This window comes from Streptomyces sp. NPDC059852 (assembly GCF_042731455.1).
In the GTDB taxonomy this organism is placed as follows: domain Bacteria; phylum Actinomycetota; class Actinomycetes; order Streptomycetales; family Streptomycetaceae; genus Streptomyces.
This window is the reverse complement of the sequence record NZ_JBHWJK010000001.1, coordinates 187,572-204,795: the sequence shown is the minus strand read 5'-3', so window position 1 is coordinate 204,795 and position 17,224 is coordinate 187,572. Positions and strand designations below refer to the sequence as shown.

General features: G+C 74.2%; 17 protein-coding genes. 10 read left to right on the top strand and 7 right to left on the bottom strand.

Annotation, left to right across the window (positions count from 1 at the left end; genetic code table 11):
- Window positions 1-5 precede the first annotated feature (5 nt).
- Together ACFV46_RS00950 and ACFV46_RS00945 are read right to left on the bottom strand one after the other, a co-directional pair.
- Window positions 6-758, bottom strand: coding sequence for a hypothetical protein (locus ACFV46_RS00950; protein ID WP_385496607.1), 753 nt, complete (start codon window positions 756-758; stop codon window positions 6-8).
- 1 nt (window position 759) lies between these two features.
- Window positions 760-1,317: an RNA polymerase sigma factor gene (locus ACFV46_RS00945; RefSeq protein WP_376726635.1), complete on the bottom strand. Its 558-nt coding sequence runs from the start codon at window positions 1,315-1,317 to the stop codon at window positions 760-762.
- A gap of 338 nt (window positions 1,318-1,655) precedes the next feature.
- On the opposite strand from ACFV46_RS00945, the gene ACFV46_RS00940 reads away from it, so the two are divergent.
- Window positions 1,656-2,672 carry an aspartate-semialdehyde dehydrogenase gene (locus tag ACFV46_RS00940; RefSeq protein WP_385496605.1) on the top strand — a complete coding sequence of 339 codons (1,017 nt, stop codon included), beginning with the start codon at window positions 1,656-1,658 and terminating at the stop codon, window positions 2,670-2,672.
- 70 nt (window positions 2,673-2,742) lie between these two features.
- Here ACFV46_RS00940 and pepN read toward each other — a convergent pair whose 3' ends face one another.
- Window positions 2,743-5,322 carry an aminopeptidase N gene (pepN, locus tag ACFV46_RS00935; protein ID WP_385496604.1) on the bottom strand — a complete coding sequence of 860 codons (2,580 nt, stop codon included), beginning with the start codon at window positions 5,320-5,322 and terminating at the stop codon, window positions 2,743-2,745.
- 112 nt (window positions 5,323-5,434) lie between these two features.
- Between pepN and ACFV46_RS00930 the strand changes: the two genes are divergently transcribed.
- Window positions 5,435-5,908, top strand: a complete 474-nt coding sequence (locus ACFV46_RS00930; protein ID WP_385496603.1) for a DUF1203 domain-containing protein — start codon at window positions 5,435-5,437, stop codon at window positions 5,906-5,908.
- Window positions 5,909-5,968: 60 nt separating this feature from the next.
- Window positions 5,969-6,547, top strand: a complete 579-nt coding sequence (locus ACFV46_RS00925; RefSeq protein ID WP_385496602.1) for a TetR family transcriptional regulator — start codon at window positions 5,969-5,971, stop codon at window positions 6,545-6,547.
- 117 nt (window positions 6,548-6,664) lie between these two features.
- On the opposite strand, the gene ACFV46_RS00920 is transcribed toward ACFV46_RS00925, so the two are convergent.
- Genes ACFV46_RS00920 through ACFV46_RS00910 form a run of 3 tightly spaced genes read right to left on the bottom strand, consistent with a single transcriptional unit; the run spans window position 6,665 to window position 9,393 of the window.
- Window positions 6,665-6,940, bottom strand: coding sequence for a hypothetical protein (locus ACFV46_RS00920; RefSeq protein ID WP_151784042.1), 276 nt, complete (start codon window positions 6,938-6,940; stop codon window positions 6,665-6,667).
- A 50-nt stretch (window positions 6,941-6,990) separates the two neighbouring features.
- Entirely contained in the window at window positions 6,991-9,132 is a 2,142-nt protein-coding gene (malQ, locus tag ACFV46_RS00915) for a 4-alpha-glucanotransferase (protein ID WP_385496601.1), read from the bottom strand.
- On the bottom strand, window positions 9,133-9,393 hold the full coding sequence (locus tag ACFV46_RS00910) for a hypothetical protein (RefSeq protein ID WP_361924035.1): 261 nt from the start codon (window positions 9,391-9,393) through the stop codon (window positions 9,133-9,135).
- Between the two features lie 175 nt (window positions 9,394-9,568).
- Here ACFV46_RS00910 and ACFV46_RS00905 point away from each other — a divergent pair, with 175 nt between their 5' ends.
- From ACFV46_RS00905 to ACFV46_RS00885, 5 genes are read left to right on the top strand one after another with little or no spacing between them, the layout of a single operon-like run.
- Window positions 9,569-10,168 carry an RNA polymerase sigma factor gene (locus tag ACFV46_RS00905; RefSeq protein WP_385496600.1) on the top strand — a complete coding sequence of 200 codons (600 nt, stop codon included), beginning with the start codon at window positions 9,569-9,571 and terminating at the stop codon, window positions 10,166-10,168.
- Complete coding sequence (locus tag ACFV46_RS00900) at window positions 10,165-11,016, top strand: zf-HC2 domain-containing protein (protein ID WP_385496599.1); 852 nt, start codon at window positions 10,165-10,167, stop codon at window positions 11,014-11,016. The genes ACFV46_RS00905 and ACFV46_RS00900 overlap by 4 nt, the downstream gene beginning before the upstream one ends.
- Window positions 11,017-11,044: 28 nt before the next feature.
- The gene (locus ACFV46_RS00895) at window positions 11,045-11,806 is read left to right on the top strand and encodes an ABC transporter ATP-binding protein (protein WP_385496598.1); all 762 of its coding nucleotides are present in this window, start codon (window positions 11,045-11,047) and stop codon (window positions 11,804-11,806) included.
- Window positions 11,803-13,131, top strand: coding sequence for a hypothetical protein (locus ACFV46_RS00890; protein WP_385496597.1), 1,329 nt, complete (start codon window positions 11,803-11,805; stop codon window positions 13,129-13,131). Before ACFV46_RS00895 ends, ACFV46_RS00890 begins: the two co-directional genes overlap by 4 nt.
- Window positions 13,128-13,727 carry a hypothetical protein gene (locus ACFV46_RS00885; protein WP_361924045.1) on the top strand — a complete coding sequence of 200 codons (600 nt, stop codon included), beginning with the start codon at window positions 13,128-13,130 and terminating at the stop codon, window positions 13,725-13,727. The genes ACFV46_RS00890 and ACFV46_RS00885 overlap by 4 nt, the downstream gene beginning before the upstream one ends.
- A gap of 48 nt (window positions 13,728-13,775) precedes the next feature.
- Here the strand turns inward: ACFV46_RS00885 and ACFV46_RS00880 are convergent, their stop codons facing one another.
- Entirely contained in the window at window positions 13,776-14,312 is a 537-nt protein-coding gene (locus ACFV46_RS00880; protein WP_019760491.1) for an HNH endonuclease, read from the bottom strand.
- Between the two features lie 326 nt (window positions 14,313-14,638).
- On the opposite strand from ACFV46_RS00880, the gene ACFV46_RS00875 reads away from it, so the two are divergent.
- Both ACFV46_RS00875 and ACFV46_RS00870 read left to right on the top strand, forming a co-directional pair.
- Complete coding sequence (locus ACFV46_RS00875; RefSeq protein ID WP_376726644.1) at window positions 14,639-15,733, top strand: mechanosensitive ion channel family protein; 1,095 nt, start codon at window positions 14,639-14,641, stop codon at window positions 15,731-15,733.
- Window positions 15,734-15,806: 73 nt separating this feature from the next.
- Window positions 15,807-17,120, top strand: a complete 1,314-nt coding sequence (locus ACFV46_RS00870; protein WP_385496757.1) for an MFS transporter — start codon at window positions 15,807-15,809, stop codon at window positions 17,118-17,120.
- Window positions 17,121-17,224 lie beyond the last annotated feature (104 nt).

Below are 17,224 nucleotides of genomic sequence, written 5' to 3'. Positions count from 1 at the left end.
TTTCGTCATCCGCAGGCCAGCCCGCGGGCCTCGGGCAGCGCGGCGGTGATCGCCGCCCGCTCCGGGGCGATGTCCCGCTCGCCGACGGCCCAGAAGTCCGGCTGCCGCGCGTCGCGCGGGACGCCGACGAGCACCGGGTCGCCGGAGCGGATGCCGGGGACGACGCTGTCGTCCACCACGAACACCTGGTCGGGGTCGGGCTTGTTCCCCGGCGTGTCCGCGTCCGGGTGGTAGGTGCGGGTCAGGCGCAGGGTGATCCGTACCGTCGTCGTCCCGGGGAGCCGTTCGACGGCCGTGGCCTCGCCCTCGGCCACCAGCCGGGAGCAGGCCAGGTAGCGGGGGCTGCCGAAGGCCGGGGCGGCGGCCGCGTCGGACTGCTTCTCCGCGGCCGAGCCGGCGTCCGCGCTCGCGCTGTCGCCCTCGCCCGCCCCGCCCGCGACCAGCCAGCCCAGGCCCGCCATCACCGAGGCGGCGGCGGTCACCGCCAGCCCGCCGAGGGCCAGGGTGAACGCCCGGCGCCGGGGCCGGGCGGGCGCACGCACGGGCCGTACGGGCTCGGGGGCCGGGGCCGGGACCGGAGGGGGCGGTTCGGCGAGCGCGCGGCCGATGACACCGAGCTGTTCGCGCAGCACCGCCAGGTCGGCTTCTGCGGCCCGGTGCTCGGCCATGTAGGCGGCGTCCTCCCGGGCGCCGGGGGGCAGCGGGTCGCCGGTGATCGCGGTCATCAGGGCGTCGGCCCCGTCGTGTTCGGCGGACACGTCACACCACCTCGTCCTCGTGCAGGCGGGCCCGCAGCGCGCGTACCGCCGTGTGCAGCCTGCTCTTGACCGTGCCCTCGGGGATGCCGAGCTCCTCGGCGATCCCGCGCACCGGCAGGTCGGCGAAGAAGCGCAGGACCACCACCTGGCGCAGGATGTCGGGCAGCTCGTCCAGACCGCGCGCGACGGCGAGGGAGAGCAGGCTGGTCTCCTCGCCGGAGGGGTGCGCCACCGGCTGGCGCAGTGCGGCGAGCCGCTCGCCGAGGCGTTCCTGCCGCTTGCGGGCCCGGTGCCAGTCCATCGCCAGGTTGGAGGCCACGACGGCCGCCCACGCGGACACGTCCCGCGGCGCCTCGTGGCCGTCCGCGGCCCGCTCCAGCAGCCGCAGACGGACCTGCTGCACCCCGTCCGGCAGGTCCGCCTGCGGCACCCCGCCCAGCGCGAGCACCGCCCGCACCCGGCGTTCCTGGGCCGCGTCCAGCGGGTCGTCGAGGACGTCGACGTCCCGGACGGCACCGCCCCCCTGGCCGCGGCGGGCCTTTCTGCGCAGCACAGCCACCCCTCCCCTCGCCGTGTCTGCCTATGACGCGGGGAGGCACCGAAACGTTCGGCGCGGTCCCCCGTTTTCCCGACGCCAGACAGAGGCGTACGTCACACCTTCGCGTAGCGGTGGGGGCGATGGGCAGGCGAGCTTGCGGCGCGGGGCCGCCGCCGGGCCGGTTCTTCCAGCTCAGCACGGGTGTGAGCGGAACAACTGGAGCCGGGCGGCGCCCTCGCGGCGTCCCATTGTGTGGGCATCCCGGGCAAAGAATTGGACAGGTCGCCCGAGGTCGGACGCATGATGGAAAGGCCTCGGCCATGCAGCAGAGACAGACAAGCCACTCAGAAGGAGTCGCCGTGAGGGTCGGAATCGTCGGAGCCACCGGTCAGGTCGGCACGGTCATGCGCAGCATCCTCAAGGAGCGCGACTTCCCGGTCACCGAGCTGCGCCTGTTCGCCTCGGCCCGTTCGGCGGGGACGGTCCTGGACGGCGTGACGGTGGAGGACGCGGCGACGGCCGACTACTCGGGCCTGGACATCGCCCTGTTCTCGGCGGGCGGCTCGACCTCGAAGGCGCTCGCCCCGAAGGTCGCCTCCCAGGGCGCCGTGGTGATCGACAACTCCTCCGCGTGGCGGCGCGACCCCGAGGTCCCGCTGGTCGTCTCCGAGGTGAACCCGCACGCCATCGCGGACCGCCCCAAGGGCATCATCGCCAACCCGAACTGCACCACGATGGCCGCGATGCCGGTGCTCAGGCCGCTGCACGCCGAGGCGGGCCTTCAGGCCCTGGTGGTCGCCACCTACCAGGCGGTGTCCGGTTCCGGCCTCGCCGGTGTCGACGAGCTGTTCGAGCAGGTCAAGAAGGTCGGCGACGACGCGCCGAAGCTGACCCACGACGGCTCGGCGGCGGAGTTCCCCGCCCCGCACAAGTACGTGGCGCCGATCGCGTACAACGTGCTGCCGATGGCCGGTTCGATCGTGGACGACGGCCTGAACGAGACCGACGAGGAGCAGAAGCTCCGCCACGAGTCCCGCAAGATCCTGGAGATCCCCGAGCTGAAGGTCTCCGGCACCTGTGTGCGCGTCCCGGTCTTCTCCGGCCACTCCCTCCAGGTCAACGCCCGCTTCGCCCGCCCGATCACCGTGGAGCGCGCCAAGGAGCTGCTGGCGGGCGCGCCCGGCGTGGCCCTCACCGACGTCCCGACCCCGCTGCAGGCGGCCGGCCAGGACCCGTCGTACGTCGGCCGGATCCGGCAGGACGAGACGGTCGAGCACGGTCTCGCCCTGTTCCTCTCCAACGACAACCTGCGCAAGGGCGCCGCGCTGAACGCGGTGCAGATCGCGGAGCTGGTCGCGGCCGAGCTGAAGGCCTGACGGCCGCGCCGGTACGGAAAGGGGCGCCCACCGGTCGCGGTGGGCGCCCCTTCGCCGTGGGCGGGAGCGGTTACTGCTGCTCGGCCGCCTCGTCCGCGGCCTGGGCCTTCAGCGCCCGCTCCACCCCGGAGCGGGACTCCGAGACCAGCCGGCGCAGGGCCGCGTTCGGCTGGGCCTCCGCCAGCCACGCGTCGGTCCTGCGCAGGGTCTCCTGGGAGACCTGGAGCGCCGGGTACAGGCCGATGGCGATCTGCTGGGCGATCTCGTGCGAGCGGGAGTCCCAGATGTCCTTGACGACCTCGAAGTACCGCTCCGTGTAGGGGGCGAGCAGCTCGCGCTGGTCGGTCTGGACGAAGCCCGCGATGACCGCCTCCTGGACGGCGTTCGGGAGCTTGTCGGACTCGATGACGGACGCCCACGCCTCGGCCTTGGCCTCGGCGCTCGGGCGGGCGGCGCGGGCGGTGGCGGCGTGGCGCTCACCCGCGGCCGTCCGGTCCCGCTCGTACTCGGCGGCGATCTCCGGCTCGTCGTGGCGGCCCACGGCGGCCAGGCGCTCCACGAACGCCCAGCGCAGCTCCGTGTCGACGGTCAGGCCCTCGATGGACTGGGAGCCGTCCAGCAGGGCCTCCAGCAGGTCCAGCTGCTCCGGTGTGCGGGCGGTGGCCGCGAACGCGCGCGCCCACGCCAGCTGGTGGTCGCTGCCCGGCTCGGCCGCGCGCAGATGGGCCAGCGTGGCGTCCGTCCAGCGGTTCAGCAGCGTCTCGCGGGCGGCCGGGGCGGCGTACAGGTCGATCGCCAGCTTCACCTGGCGATGCAGCGACTGCACGACACCGATGTCGGACTCCTTGCCGATGCCCGACAGGACCAGGGACAGGTAGTCGCGGGTGGCGAGTTCGCCGTCGCGGGTCATGTCCCAGGACGACGCCCAGCACAGGGCGCGCGCGAGCGAGGACTCGAAGTCGCCGAGGTGCTCGGTGACGAAGGCGAGGGACTGCTCGTCCAGGCGGACCTTGGCGTACGACAGGTCGTCGTCGTTGAGCAGGACGACCTGCGGGCGGGGCGTGCCGGTGAGCTGCGGCACGGCGGTCAGCTCGCCGTCGACGTCCAGCTCGAGGCGCTCGTCGCGGCGCAGCTTCCCGGACGCCTCGTCGAGGTTGTAGAGGCCCACCGCGATCCGGTGCGGGCGCAGGGTGGGCTCGCCCTTGGCGCCCGCGGGCAGCGCCGGGGCCTCCTGGCGGATGGCGAAGGAGGTGATCGTGCCGCTCTCGTCGGTCTCGATCTCGGGGCGCAGGACGTTGATGCCGGCCGTCTCCAGCCATGCCTTCGACCAGGTCTTCAGGTCGCGGCCGGAGGTCTCCTCCAGGGCGCCGAGCAGGTCGGACAGACGGGTGTTGCCGAAGGCGTGCCGCTTGAAGTACGCCTGCACGCCCCGGAAGAACTCGTCCTGACCGACGTAGGAGACGAGCTGCTTGAGGACGGAGGCGCCCTTGGCGTAGGTGATGCCGTCGAAGTTGACGAGGACGTCGTCCAGGTCGCGGATGTCGGCCATGATCGGGTGCGTGGAGGGCAGCTGGTCCTGCCGGTACGCCCAGGTCTTCATCTGGTTGGCGAACGTCGTCCACGCGTGCGGCCAGCGGGTGCCGGGGGCGTGCGCCTGGCAGGCGATGGAGGTGTAGGTGGCGAACGACTCGTTCAGCCAGAGGTCGTTCCACCACTCCATGGTGACCAGGTCGCCGAACCACATGTGGGCCAGCTCGTGCAGGATCGTCTCGGCGCGGCCCAGGTACGCCGCGTCGGTCACCTTGGAGCGGAAGACGTACTGGTCGCGGATGGTCACCGCGCCCGCGTTCTCCATGGCGCCCGCGTTGAACTCCGGGACGAACAGCTGGTCGTACTTCTCGAACGGGTAGGCGTAGTCGAACTTCTCCTGGAACCAGTCGAAGCCCTGCCGGGTGACCTCGAAGATGGCGTCCGAGTCGAGGTACTCCGCGAGGGAGGGGCGGCAGTAGATGCCGAGCGGCACGGACTGGCCGTCCTTCTCGTACACGCTGTGCACGGAGTGGTACGGGCCGGCGATGAGCGCGGTGATGTACGTCGAGATCCGCGGCGTCGGCGCGAACGTCCAGACGTTGTCCTGCGGCTCGGGCGTCGGCGAGTTGGAGATGACCGTCCAGCCCTCGGGCGCCTTCACGGTGAACTGGAAGGTGGCCTTCAGGTCCGGCTGCTCGAACGACGCGAAGACGCGCCGGGCGTCGGGCACCTCGAACTGGGTGTACAGGTACGCCTGCTGGTCGACGGGGTCGACGAAGCGGTGCAGGCCCTCGCCGGTGTTGGTGTACGCGCAGTCCGCGACGACGCGCAGGACGTTGCGGCCCTGGAGCAGGCCCGGCAGGGTGATGCGGGAGTCCTCGAAGACCTGGCTCGGGTCGAGCCGGTCGCCGTTCAGGGTCACCTCGTGGACGGTCGGTGCCACGAGGTCGATGAAGGAGTCGGCGCCGTTCTCCGCGACATCGAAACGCACCGTCGTGACGGACCGGTACGTGCCCCCCTCCTGCGCGCCGGAGAGGTCGAGATCGATCTCGTACGAGTCAACGGTGAGCAGCTTCGCCCGCTGCTGTGCCTCTTCGCGGGTCAGGTTTGTGCCAGGCACGCGGTCATCTCCTCGATATGTGTGGGTTCGGTCATCCTTCCATGGGACCTGACCGGAACGCGATGTCCATTACCCGCCGGTGGGCGGGGTCCGCGCACGCGAGGCTCGGTCCATGACGACCTTCCTCATCCATGCCATCGGTCCGGCGGTCCTGAAGGAACTGCGCTCCACTGACGACGCGGGGCGCCGGACGGTTCCCGTGACGGACGAGGAGGGCGGCGCGCCGCTGCGCTGCTGCCTGCGCCGGAGCGGGCCCGGCGAGCGCGTCGCCCTCGTGTCGTACGCCCCGTTGCGCCGCCGGGCGGCCGGCGCGGGCGTCGATCCGGGCGCCTACGACGAGCAGGGACCGGTGTTCGTGCACGCCGGGGAGTGCGGCGGCCCGGCCTCCGGCGCGCTGCCCTTCGACCGGGCGCACCGGGTCGTGCGCCGCTACGCGACGGACGGGCGGATCCTCGGCGGCGAGCTGGTGGAGCCGGGCGCCTTCGAGGCGGCGTTCGCGCGGGCGTTCGCCGATCCGGCGGTGGAGTTCGTCCATGTGCGGGCCGTGGAGTACGGCTGCTTCCTGTACGAGGTCCGCAGGGGCTGAGCGGGCGGCCAGGGCTGCCAACACTTGTTGGCCCATGCATGTTGGCCTACGGTTGTTGGTATGAACGAGAGCAAGCCCCGGGCACCCCGCCGCTCCGACGCGACCCGTACCGCGATCCTCGAGGCGGCCCGCGAGCGCTTCGCCGCCGACGGCTACGACCGCGCCACCATCCGCGCCATCGCCCGCGACGCGAACATCGACCCCTCCATGGTGATGCGCTACTACGGCAACAAGGAGGGCCTGTTCGCGGCGGCCGTGGCGATCGACCTGAGGCTGCCGGACCCGGCGTCCGTCGGCCGGGACACGGCCGGACAGGCGCTGGTGACCCACTTCCTGGCGCTGTGGGAGAAGAACGAGGTGCTCACGGCCCTGCTGCGGGTCGGCGCGACCAACGAGGCCGGGGCCGAGCGCATGCAGGGCGTCTTCGCGGACCAGCTGCTGCCGCTGGCCCGGCGGGTGTGCCCCGACCCCGAGCAGGCCCCGGCCCGGGCCGCGCTGGCGTCCTCACAGCTGCTCGGCCTCGCGCTCACCCGCTATGTGCTGCGCTTCCCGCCCGCGGTGGCACTGTCCCCGGAGGAGATCGTGGCGTGGCTGGCACCGACGGTGCAGCGGTACCTGACCGCGCCGCACCCGGCGTAGCGGCCGGGCCGGGGGCTCGACGCACGAGGGCGCCGGTCCCGGCCGGCGCACGCCCACGCGTACCCGGAACGGGACCGGCGCCCTCGACAGCGCGCGGCGGACTCGGTCGAGCTCGCGTCAGGCGGTCGCGTCGGCCTTGGTGGTGATGTTGGAGCTGGTCGGGTCCTTCTTCTTGTGCGACTTGTCCAGCACCATGACCAGACCCGTGATGACCGCGAAGATCACGATCGGGGCGATCACGTACAGGGAGAGCGTCTCGATGACGCTCAGGCCCTGACCGGGGTCGTCGCCGTCGTCACGCGTGAGCGCGAGGGCGGGGGACGACATCAGCAGCATCATCAGCGTCGTACCGGAGGCCAGGGCGCCGGCGCGCAGGGCGTTCTTCTTGTCCACGGGCCCAAAAGTACCGAACCCCGCCGGGGCGCGCGCGTCCGGGGGTGCTGTCACGGGCCGCCGGCGCCGGCCGGCGGGCCGGTGCGGGCCGTGTCCTCGCGGAGCACCTCCAGCAGCGCGCGGACCCGGGGCGAGGCCGTCAGCTCCTCCAGGGTCACGGGCCGGCCGGCCGCGTCGGCGATCGGCAGACGCCAGTTGGGGTACTCGTCCCAGGTCCCCGGCAGGTTCTGCGGACGGCGGTCGCCGACGCCGTCCGGCAGCCAGACGCCGACCATGCGGGCCGGGGTGCGCAGCAGGAAGCGGTGCACGGCCCGGATGCCGGCCTCCTCACCGATCACACCGTCCTCGCCGTCCGTCAGCCCGAGCCGGGACAGCACCTCCAGCCACTCGGCGGCGTCGGCCGCCGCCTCCGCGCGCTCCTCCGCCAGCGAGCGGGTCGACAGGCCGAGCCGGTCGCGCAGTTCGACGTGCTCGCCGGTGAGGCGGGCCGCGGTGGGCGGCAGGTCGTGGGTGGTCGCGGTGGCCAGGCAGTCGGCGCGCCAGGACTCGGGCGGCAGCGGGCGGCCGTCGCCCTCCCAGTCCCGCTCGAACCACAGCACGGAGGTGCCGAGCACCCCGTGCGCCCGCAGCCGCTCCCGTACGCCGGGCTCCACGGTGCCGAGGTCCTCGCCGATCACCACGGCTCCGGCCCGGGACGCCTCCAGCACCAGCACGGCGAGCATGGCCTCGGCGTCGTAGCGGACGTACGTGCCCTCGGTCGGCGGCTCCCCCTCGGGCACCCACCAGAGCCGGAACAGCCCCATGACGTGGTCGATGCGCAGGGCGCCCGCGTGCCCGAACAGACCGCGCAGCAGCATCCGGTAGGGCTCGTAGCCGGACGCGGCCAGCCGGTCCGGGCGCCAGGGCGGCAGCCCCCAGTCCTGGCCGCGCGCGTTGAAGGCGTCCGGGGGCGCGCCCACCGACATCCCGGCCGCGAAGTACTCCTGCTGGGCCCAGGCGTCCGCGCCGTCCGGATGCACCCCGACGGCCAGGTCGTGGACGATCCCGACGGGCATCCCCGCCTCCCTCGCCGTCCGCTGGGCGGCGGTCAGCTGGCTGTCGGTGAGCCAGGCCAGCCGGCGGTGGAAGTCGACGCGGGCGGCCAGTTCGCGCCGCGCGCGGGCCGTCTCGGCGGACCGGGGGTCCCGCAGACCGGCCGGCCAGCGCCGCCAGTGCGGGCCGTGCGCCTCGGCCAGCGCGCACCAGGTGGCGTGGTCCTCCAGCGCCTGCCCCTCGCGAGCGAGGAAGGCGGCGTACGCGTCCTGCCTGCCGGGGTCGAGCGGCACCCGGAGGACCAGTTCGAGCGCCTCGCGCTTGGTCTCCCAGACGGCGTCCCGGTCGATCAGCGCGCCCTTGTCCAGCACTCCTTCGCGCAGCCGCGCGGCACGCTCCAGCAGGGCGGCCACCCGGTCGCGGTCCGCGACCCGGGCGAACTCGGGGACGTCCTCGACCCGCAGATGGACCGGGTCGGGGAAGCGCCGGGAGGAGGGCCGGTAGGGGGACGGGTCGGTGGGCGGTCCCGGCACGGCCGCGTGCAGCGGGTTGACCTGGACGAAGCCGGCGCCGAGCGAGCGTCCGGCCCAGTCGGCGAGGGCGGCCAGGTCGCCGAGGTCGCCCATGCCCCAGGAGCGGTGGGACAGCAGGGAGTACAGCTGGACGAGGAGTCCGTACGCCCGTCCGGGGGGTGAGGGCAGCCGGGGCGGGGCGACGACGAGGTGGCTGTGGGCGGTGCGGCCGTCGGGCGCGGCCGCGGTCAGCCGGTGCACACCGGGTGGGAGCCGGGCGGTGCCCTCGCGGGTCTCGCCCTCCTCGGTGGTGACGGTCAGCCGGGTGCCGGGCGGCAGCGCGTCGAGGGCGCGCGGCGCGGTGCCGCTCCAGCAGACCACCGTCGGGGGCAGCAGGCGCTCGCGCAGGGCGCGTTCGCGGGCGTCGAGGGCCGCGGCGACGGCGGCCGGGGTGCTCGTGTCGACGCCGAGGGCGGTCAGCGCGCGGGTGAGGGCGGTGGCGGAGGCCGTGACCGTACGGTCGGGGGACGGCCGGTAGGAGGGGGCGACGCCGTACAGGTCGGCGAGCCGGGACAGATCGTCGGAGGGCGGGTCCTGAGGCTGTCCGGACCCTTCGGCAGGGGTGTCGGCCGACCGCGTCTGTGTCATCTACGGCCTCGGGGCGCTCATGTCCATGTCCATACCGGTGTCCATACCCGGATCCACGTCCATGTCCCAGTAGGCGGCCTCGCTCGTCAGCGGCACGGCGTCGGCGAGCGGCGGCTCGCTGGTGAGGGGTTCGGCGTCGGGGAGCGGGGGTTCGCTGGTGAGGGGGGTTGCGGCACAGGCGCCCTCGGCGCTGAAGACACAGACGAGCGTCTCGGGCGCGAAGGGCGCCTCAGGTTTGGACAGGGCCGGTGCGGTGGTCACGGGGCCTCCTGGGGTCTCGGTACGACGGCGGGATACGGCAGCCCTACCCAGCGGGCGCGAGGGCAGACGTCTCCATCAGGACAACGTGGCCTGGGTCACATCCCATTCCGTCGTCCGATCGCGAACCGGCGCCGCCGGGGCCGTCGATAGACGGGGTGTGAGACTGTTCCGCCCCATGGGGGGCCATCGGGAGAAGGACGAGGGGGACGGGGCCCTTCTGCGGGCCGTCGCGGCCGGCGACCCGGCGGCGATGGCCGCCCTGTACGACCGGCACGCGGGCTGGCTGCACGCCCGGCTCACCCGGCGCTGCGCGGACCCCGAGGTGGTGCGCGAGGTGCTCCAGGACACGTTCGTCACCGTGTGGCGCTCGGCCGGGGCGCACCGCGGCGAGGAGGCGGGCGGCTGGCTGTGGACGATCGCGGCCCGCCGGCTCATCGACGCGCGCCGGGCGCAGCAGCGGGCCGGACGGCTGGAGACCACGCCGATCGACGCGGCTCCGGCCGGCGCCGGACCGGCCCCGTCGGCGCCCTCCGCGGAGGAGAGGGTGCTGACGGGGCTGGAGTACGGCGACGTCGGCACCGCCCTGACCCGGATCTCCCCGGAGCTGCGGGACGTGCTGCGCGCCACCGTGGTGGACGGGCTGACCACCCGTGAGACGGCCCGGCTGCTCGGCATCCCCGAGGGCACCGTCAAGTCCCGGTCGACCCGCGCCCGCGCCGAACTGCGCGCCGCGCTCGCCCAGTTGACCCCGTCCCCCATGGGAGGTACGGCATGACCGGCCGGCACGCACCCGACCCCCTGATCGCGGGCTACGCCGACGGCTCCCTGCCCGACGCCGACGCCTGGTCCCTGGAGAAGCACCTGGAGTCCTGCGCCTCCTGCGCGGGCCGGGTGTCGCGGGCGGTACGGGCCACGGCGGCGGGACCGGCCCTGGCGGACCTCAGGCAGGCGGTCCTGGACGCGGCACCGCAGGCACCGGCGGTCCAGCCCGTGCCGCTGCGCGCCCCCCGTCTCCTCTGGGCCGTCGCCCCCGCCGTGCGCGGGGCCTGGCTGCCCGCCGTCCTGCTCGTGGCGCTCGGCGCGGTGCTGCTCGCGCACGTCGCCGACTTCTCGGGGGCCCGCCCCCTGCTGCTGGCCGTCGCGCCGGTCGTCCCGGTCGCCGGGGTGGCCCTGTCGTACGGCCGCCACGCGGACCCGCTGCACGAGCTGGCCGCGTCCACGCCGTCGGCGGGGCTGCGGCTGGCGCTGGTGCGCACCGCGGTGGTCCTCGCGGTGAGCCTGCCGCTGCTGACCCTCGCCGGGGTCGCCGTGCCGTCCTCGGGGGCGCCGGGCGCCGCCGCCTGGCTGCTGCCCGGGCTCACGCTGACACTGGCCGCGCTGGCCCTCGGCGGCTGGCTGGGGCTGCGCGCGGCGACGGCGGTGACCGGCGGCGGCTGGCTGTGCGCCGTCCTCGCCCCGGTGCTGGCGACCCCGGACGGCGCGGTGTCCCGGCATCTGTCGGACCAGCTCTCCCTGTACGTCGGCGGCGCCGCCGCGCAAGGCGGCTGGGCGGTGGCGGCGGCGTTGTGCGCCGCGCTGCTGGCGGCCCGGCGCACGGCGTACGACCGCCTCGAACGGCACTGACCCCACTCCTCACGGCTCTGGAGCTTCCTTGACCACCATTCAGGTGGCCGGTCTGCATGTCCGGCACCGCAGAACCGTCGCCCTCGACTCCCTCGACCTCGGCTTCGGCCGGGGCGTGCACGGGCTGCTCGGCCCGAACGGCGCGGGCAAGACCTCGCTGATCCGGGTGCTGGCCACGGTCGCCGCCCCGACCGGCGGCCGGGTGCGGATGCTCGGCGAGGACATCGCCGACCCGCGCGGCCGCACCGAGGTCCGCCGCAGGCTCGGCTATCTGCCGCAGGACTTCGGCTACTACCCCGGCTTCACCGTGCGCGAGTTCGTCGCCTACATGGCCTGGCTGAAGGAGATGCCCGCGGCGGGGATACCGACCGCCGTGGAGCGTGCCGTGGCCCGGGTGGGGCTGGCCGACCGGATCGACGCGAAGATCAGGACGCTGTCCGGCGGCATGGTCCGCCGCGTCGGTATCGCCCAGGCCATCGTCAACGACCCGGCGGTGCTGCTCCTGGACGAGCCGACGGCGGGCCTGGACCCGGAGCAGCGCGTGGAGTTCCGCGAACTGCTGCGCGAACTCGGCGCGGAGGCCACCGTCCTGGTCTCCACACACCTGGTGGAGGACGTGGCCGCGGCCTGCACCGAGGTCACGCTCATCGCCGGGGGACGGCTCGCCTACCGCGGCACCCCCGACGCCCTGACGGCCCTCGGCGCCGCCTCGGACGGCGCCGGCGACCACCCCATCGAGCGCGGTTACACGGCGGCCCTGCGCGCCCACCGGGAGGTGGCGGCCCGATGACCACGCTCCTGGAGAGAAGGCCCCCGACGGTCGCCAGGGCCACTCCCCTGCGCCCGGAGTTCCTGACCGGGTTCGCTCCGCTCGCCGGGGCGGCCGTGCTGCTCACGCTGATCGTCGCCCTCGCCGTGCCGGCGGAGAGCTGGCAGGGCGGCTGGGCGGAGACCCGGGACCACACGCACACGGCCGCCGTCCTGCTCGGCATCCCTCTGGCGCTGGCCGCGGGGTCCTGGCAGGGCGGACGGGAACGCCGGCGCGGGACCGGCGACCTGCTGGAGACCGCCGTACGCGGTGCGCTCCCCCGCTTCCTCGCGTCGGCGGTGCCGGTCGCCCTCTGGGTGGCCGTGGGGCACCTCGTCGCCGCCGGGTGCGCGCTGCTGGCCACCTGGTACTGCGCCACCGGGGACAGCCCCTACCTGGTGGTCCCGCTCACCGACTCGCTCCTCCTGGGCGGCGCGGCGTTCGCGGGCCAGGTGGTGGGCCGGGCCGTGGCCTGGCGGCTGGCGGCCCCGGTGCTGGCGACGGCCGGGTACGCGGTGCTCGGATTCCTGTCCTACGACCACGACGACGCCTGGTCCGCGCTGTCCCCGCTGACCGGGACCTCCGCCGACCGGGTGCCGGTGTGGTGGCAGCCGTGGGTGTCGGTGGTGTGGGTGGGCGGGCTCGCCGCCGCCGCGGTCCTGGCGCTCACCGCCCGCCGCCGGGCCCTCGCCCTGGTGCCGCTGGCCTGCGCGACGGCCGCCGCGGTGGTCCTGGTCCAGTCCGGCGACCCGACCCGCGCCAACCCGGTGGCCGGGCGCCAGGTCTGCGACACCTCCACGACCCCGCAGGTGTGTGTGAACGCCCGGTACGAGAAGCTGCTGCCGCAGATCACCGAGGCCCTGTCCGGGCTGACGGGCCGTCTGCGGGGCGTGGAGCACGTCCCCGTCCGCTTCGAGGACCGCCCGGGCCGTCCGCGCGCCGACGAGGCCGCGCTTCCGATGGTCACCCCGATCGGCCGGTCGGTCGTGCGCGGGAAGCTCGTCGACCCCGGGCAGTACGCCTGGGAGGCGGGAATGGCCCTCGCCGGCCGCGACTGCGACGGCATGGAGCCCGCCGTGGCCCGCACGGACGCCGCCGTGGAGCACTACCTGGCCCCGAACCCGCAGGAGGAGCTCTTCGACGACCTGGCCGCCCAGGGCTCCCCGGCCGACCGCGCCGACCTGAAGGCCCGGCAGCGGGCCCGCGCCCGGCTCCTGGGGATGGCGGAGGACGAGCGGCGGGCGTGGCTGTCGAAGTACTTCGCGACGGCCGGCGACTGCGACCGGAGCGGGGTGCCGACCCTGTGACCAGCACCGGACTCGTCCTGTACGCCCGCTCCCGGGCCCTGCCGCAGACGGTCGCCGCGCTCGCCGCGACCACCGTGCTGGCGGTGTGGGCGGCCCACTCCCTGGACTCCTACCTCGACCCGGAGCGCAGGGTCCCGGTGGTGGCCCTGGCCCCACTGGTGGCCGCGACGGCCATCGGCACCAGCCTGCACTCCGCCTCCGAGGAGCTGGACCGTACGGCGGTGCGCCCCTGGTGGCGCCGCCGCCTGACCCATCTGCTGTGCCTGACGGCGCTGGCCGCCGCGCTGCTCCCGCTCGCGGTCCTGTCCAGCGCGCAGACCTTCGGCCCGCCCGCCATGATCCGCAACGTCCTGGGCTGCGTCGGCCTGACGGCGGGCGCGGCGGTGGTCCTGGGCGCGCGGCTGAGCTGGCTGCCGGTGTTCGGCTATGTCAGCGCGATGTACATGGGGGTCTCGGGGCTGCGGGGCACCGCGCTGCCCGCCTGGGCATGGCTGCTGGAGCCGGGTGCCGGCGGCGGCGCGTGGGCGACGGCCGCGGTGCTGTTCGCCGTGGGCGGCGGCGCGTACACGGTGCGGGGGGCGCGCGGAACTCCCTGAGAAGGGAGCCGCGCCCCCGTGCGCCGGCATACGCGAAGGCCCGGAATCTCAGGCGGAAATGCCGTCGATCCGGGCCAAGGCGTCATCCGCCCCATACGGTTGCAAGTACGGCAACCAGCGCGGGTCGCGATGCCCGGTGCCGATGATGCGCCAGGCGAGACCGGTCGGCGGAGCCGGTTTGTGGCGCAGCCGCCAGCCGATCTCGAACAGATGGCGGTCGGCTTTCACGTGGTTGCAGCGGCGGCAGGACGCCACCACGTTGTCCCAGACGTGCTTGCCCCCGCGACTGCGCGGGATGACGTGGTCGACGCTGGTTGCGACGCCACCGCAGTACATGCACCGGCCCCCGTCGCGCGCGAAGAGCGCCCTGCGGGTGAGAGGAACGGGCCCCCGGTAGGGGACGCGCACGAATCGCTTGAGCCGGACCACGCTGGGTGCGGGGACGGTGACGGTTGCGCTGTGCAGATAGGCGCCGGACTCCTCGAGGCATACGGCCTTGTTCTCGAGGACGAGGACGAGCGCGCGGCGGAGCGGTACGACGCCGAGCGGCTCGTACGACGCGTTGAGGACCAGGACATGCGGCACGGATGCCTCCTTGGGCGTCGGCGGCGCGTGGCTCGCGCCGGGACGATCTGTAGTCAGTTTCCCCTCATGCCTGGTGATGGCGCCACCATGTCCCGGTAACGGGCTGGGAGTGTTTTCGACCACATCCGATGCCTCCCCAGAGCGATGAACGGTTCATCCCACCAGTTCATCCCCAGGTGAGCGGCCTTCCTCCCCCGAACATGGGGACGATGTGCGCGCGATGCCCCGATAGTGTGGTGAGCCCGCCCCGCCGGTGACCTTTTCGTGACCTTGGCCGACCTTGACCACTGCCGACGGGGCGGGCCGCTGCACTGGAGGTACCCGCTGTGTCCCTGCCCGCCGTCCTGCCGGCCGCCGACGCCACGCCGTCGCCGGTCCCCTCGGAGACGACGACCCCGGCGGTCCCCTCGATCCGGGACGCCCACGAGAGCGCGGCCGAGGCCGCCACCTGGGTCGAGCAGAACTGGTCGACCTGGCTGGCGATCGGTCTGCGCGTCCTGCTGATCGTGGTGATAGCGGCGGTGCTGAGAGTGGTCGTGCGCCGCGCGATCACCAAGCTCATCGACCGGATGAGCCGGAGCGCGCAGGCGGTGGACGGCTCGGCGCTGGGCGGTCTGCTGGTCAACGCCGAGCGCCGCCGGCAGCGCTCGCAGGCGATCGGCTCGGTGCTGCGGTCGGTGGCCAGCTTCCTGATCGCGGGCACGGCCGCCCTGATGGTCCTGGGCACCTTCGAGATCGATCTGGCGCCGCTGCTGGCGTCCGCCGGTGTCGCGGGCGTCGCGATCGGTTTCGGCGCCCGCAACCTGGTCACCGACTTCCTGTCCGGCGTCTTCATGATCCTGGAGGACCAGTACGGCGTCGGCGACACGATCGACGCGGGCGTCGCCTCGGGCGAGGTGATCGAGGTCGGCCTGCGGGTGACGAAGCTGCGCGGCGAGGGCGGCGAGATCTGGTACGTCCGCAACGGCGAGGTCAAGCGCATCGGCAACCTGTCGCAGGGCTGGTCGATGGCCGCGGTGGACGTCACGGTCCGCGCCGACGAGGACCTCGACAAGATCAAGGCCACCCTCGACGAGGTCGCCGAGAAGATGACGAAGGAGGAGCCGTGGAACGAGCTCCTCTGGGGACCGGTCGAGGTGCTGGGCCTGGACAGCGTGTCGCTGGACTCGATGGTGGTGCGGCTGTCCGCGAAGACCATGCCGGGCAAGTCCGTGACGGTGGAGCGCGAGCTGCGCTGGCGCGTCAAGCGCGCCTTCGACGCCGCCGACATCCCGATCATCGGCCGTCCGGCGCCCGCCCCGGACGACACGCCCGCGCCCGACCCCACCGCCGCCATGGCGGCCCCCTCCGCCTACGCCAGCACCAGCTCGCCCCAGTCCCAGGCGGCCACACCCCTGACGCCCCCCGGCGTGACGAAGTAGCGACCCCTCCTCGCCCACCGGGCCGGCCGGTGTCCGGCACGCCGTGACCGGCCCGTTCGCCCCGGTGGGCCGGATCGGCTTGGATGCCTGGGGCGACGGAGGGCGGGCGGCGGTGAAGACGGTGGGCGAGCGGTCCCTGGGACGGCGCTTCGGCTGGCTGTGGGCCGCCTACGCGGTGAGTGCGTTCGGTACGCGGCTCGCCTTCGACGCGTTCGCGCTGATCGCGGTCCTCGCGCTGCACGCCGGGCCGACCGAGGTGGCGCTGCTGGCGGCCTCGGGGCTCGCGGTGGGCGCGGTGCTCGCGGTGCCGCTCGGCGCCTGGGTGGAGTTCCGCCCGAAGCGGCCGGTGATGGTCGCGGCGGACCTGCTGCGGTGCGCGGCGCTGCTGAGCGTGCCCGTGGCGTACGCCCTGGACGTGCTCAGCCTTGCCCAGCTGCTGGTGGTGTCGGTGCTGACGGCCGCCGCCGACATCACGTTCGGCGCCGCGAGCGGGGCGTTCCTGAAGTCCCTGCTGCCGCCGCAGGACCTGCTCACGGCCAACAGCCGCTTCGAGGCGACGGCCTGGACGGCGACCGCGCTGGGCCCACCCGTGGGCGGTGTCGCCGTCGGGGTGTTCGGGCCGGTGGCCACGGTCCTGGCGGACGCGGCGAGCTATCTGCTGTCGGCGCTGGGGCTGCGGGCCGTGGGCGGGACGGAGGAGCCTCCGGAGCGCCCCGCGGGCGTGCGGGGCCCTCGGCTGGACGATCTGCGGGCGGGCTGGCGGCACATCCTCGGCCATGCCGTGCTGCGCCCGCTGTTCCTCAACACCGTCCTCGTGAACGCCCTGATCATGGTGGCGTCCCCGCTCCTCGCGGTGCTGATGCTGGGCCGTCTCGGCTTCACGCCCTGGCAGTACGGGCTGGCCTTCGCCGTGCCGTGCCTGGGCGGTCTGCTGGGCTCCCGGCTGTCCCGGCGGCTGGTCGCCCGGCACGGGCAGCGCCGGGTGCTGCTGGTGGCCGGCACGCTGCGCGCCTGCTGGTCGGTGGGCCTGGCCTTCGTGGGGCCGGGCACGGCCGGTCTGGTGCTCGTGATGGCCGTGGAGTTGGGCCTGATCACCAGCTCCGCGGTGTTCACCCCGGTGCTCGCCACCCGGCGTCTGGAGGGCACCCCGCCGGACCGGGTGACCCGCACCCTGACGGCGTGGTCGATCACGAGCAAGACGGTGACGGCGGCGATGACCGCGCTGTGGGGCGTGCTGGCGATGGTGACGGGCCCTCGGGCCGCGATCGCGCTCGCCGGCGTCCTGCTGCTGGCGACGCCGCTGCTGCTGCCCTGGCGCGAGCGGACGCCCGCCCCGCTCCCCGGTGCTCCGGCCCCCGGCGCCCGGCGGCCCGACCTCCCCAGATGACGAGCGCGTTTCGCCCGACGGAATCCCTTGACTCCGCCTTCCCCACCGGCTTAGTTTCCTCCGCAGCGAATAGGAAACTTTCCTAACAGTGATCACACGGGGCG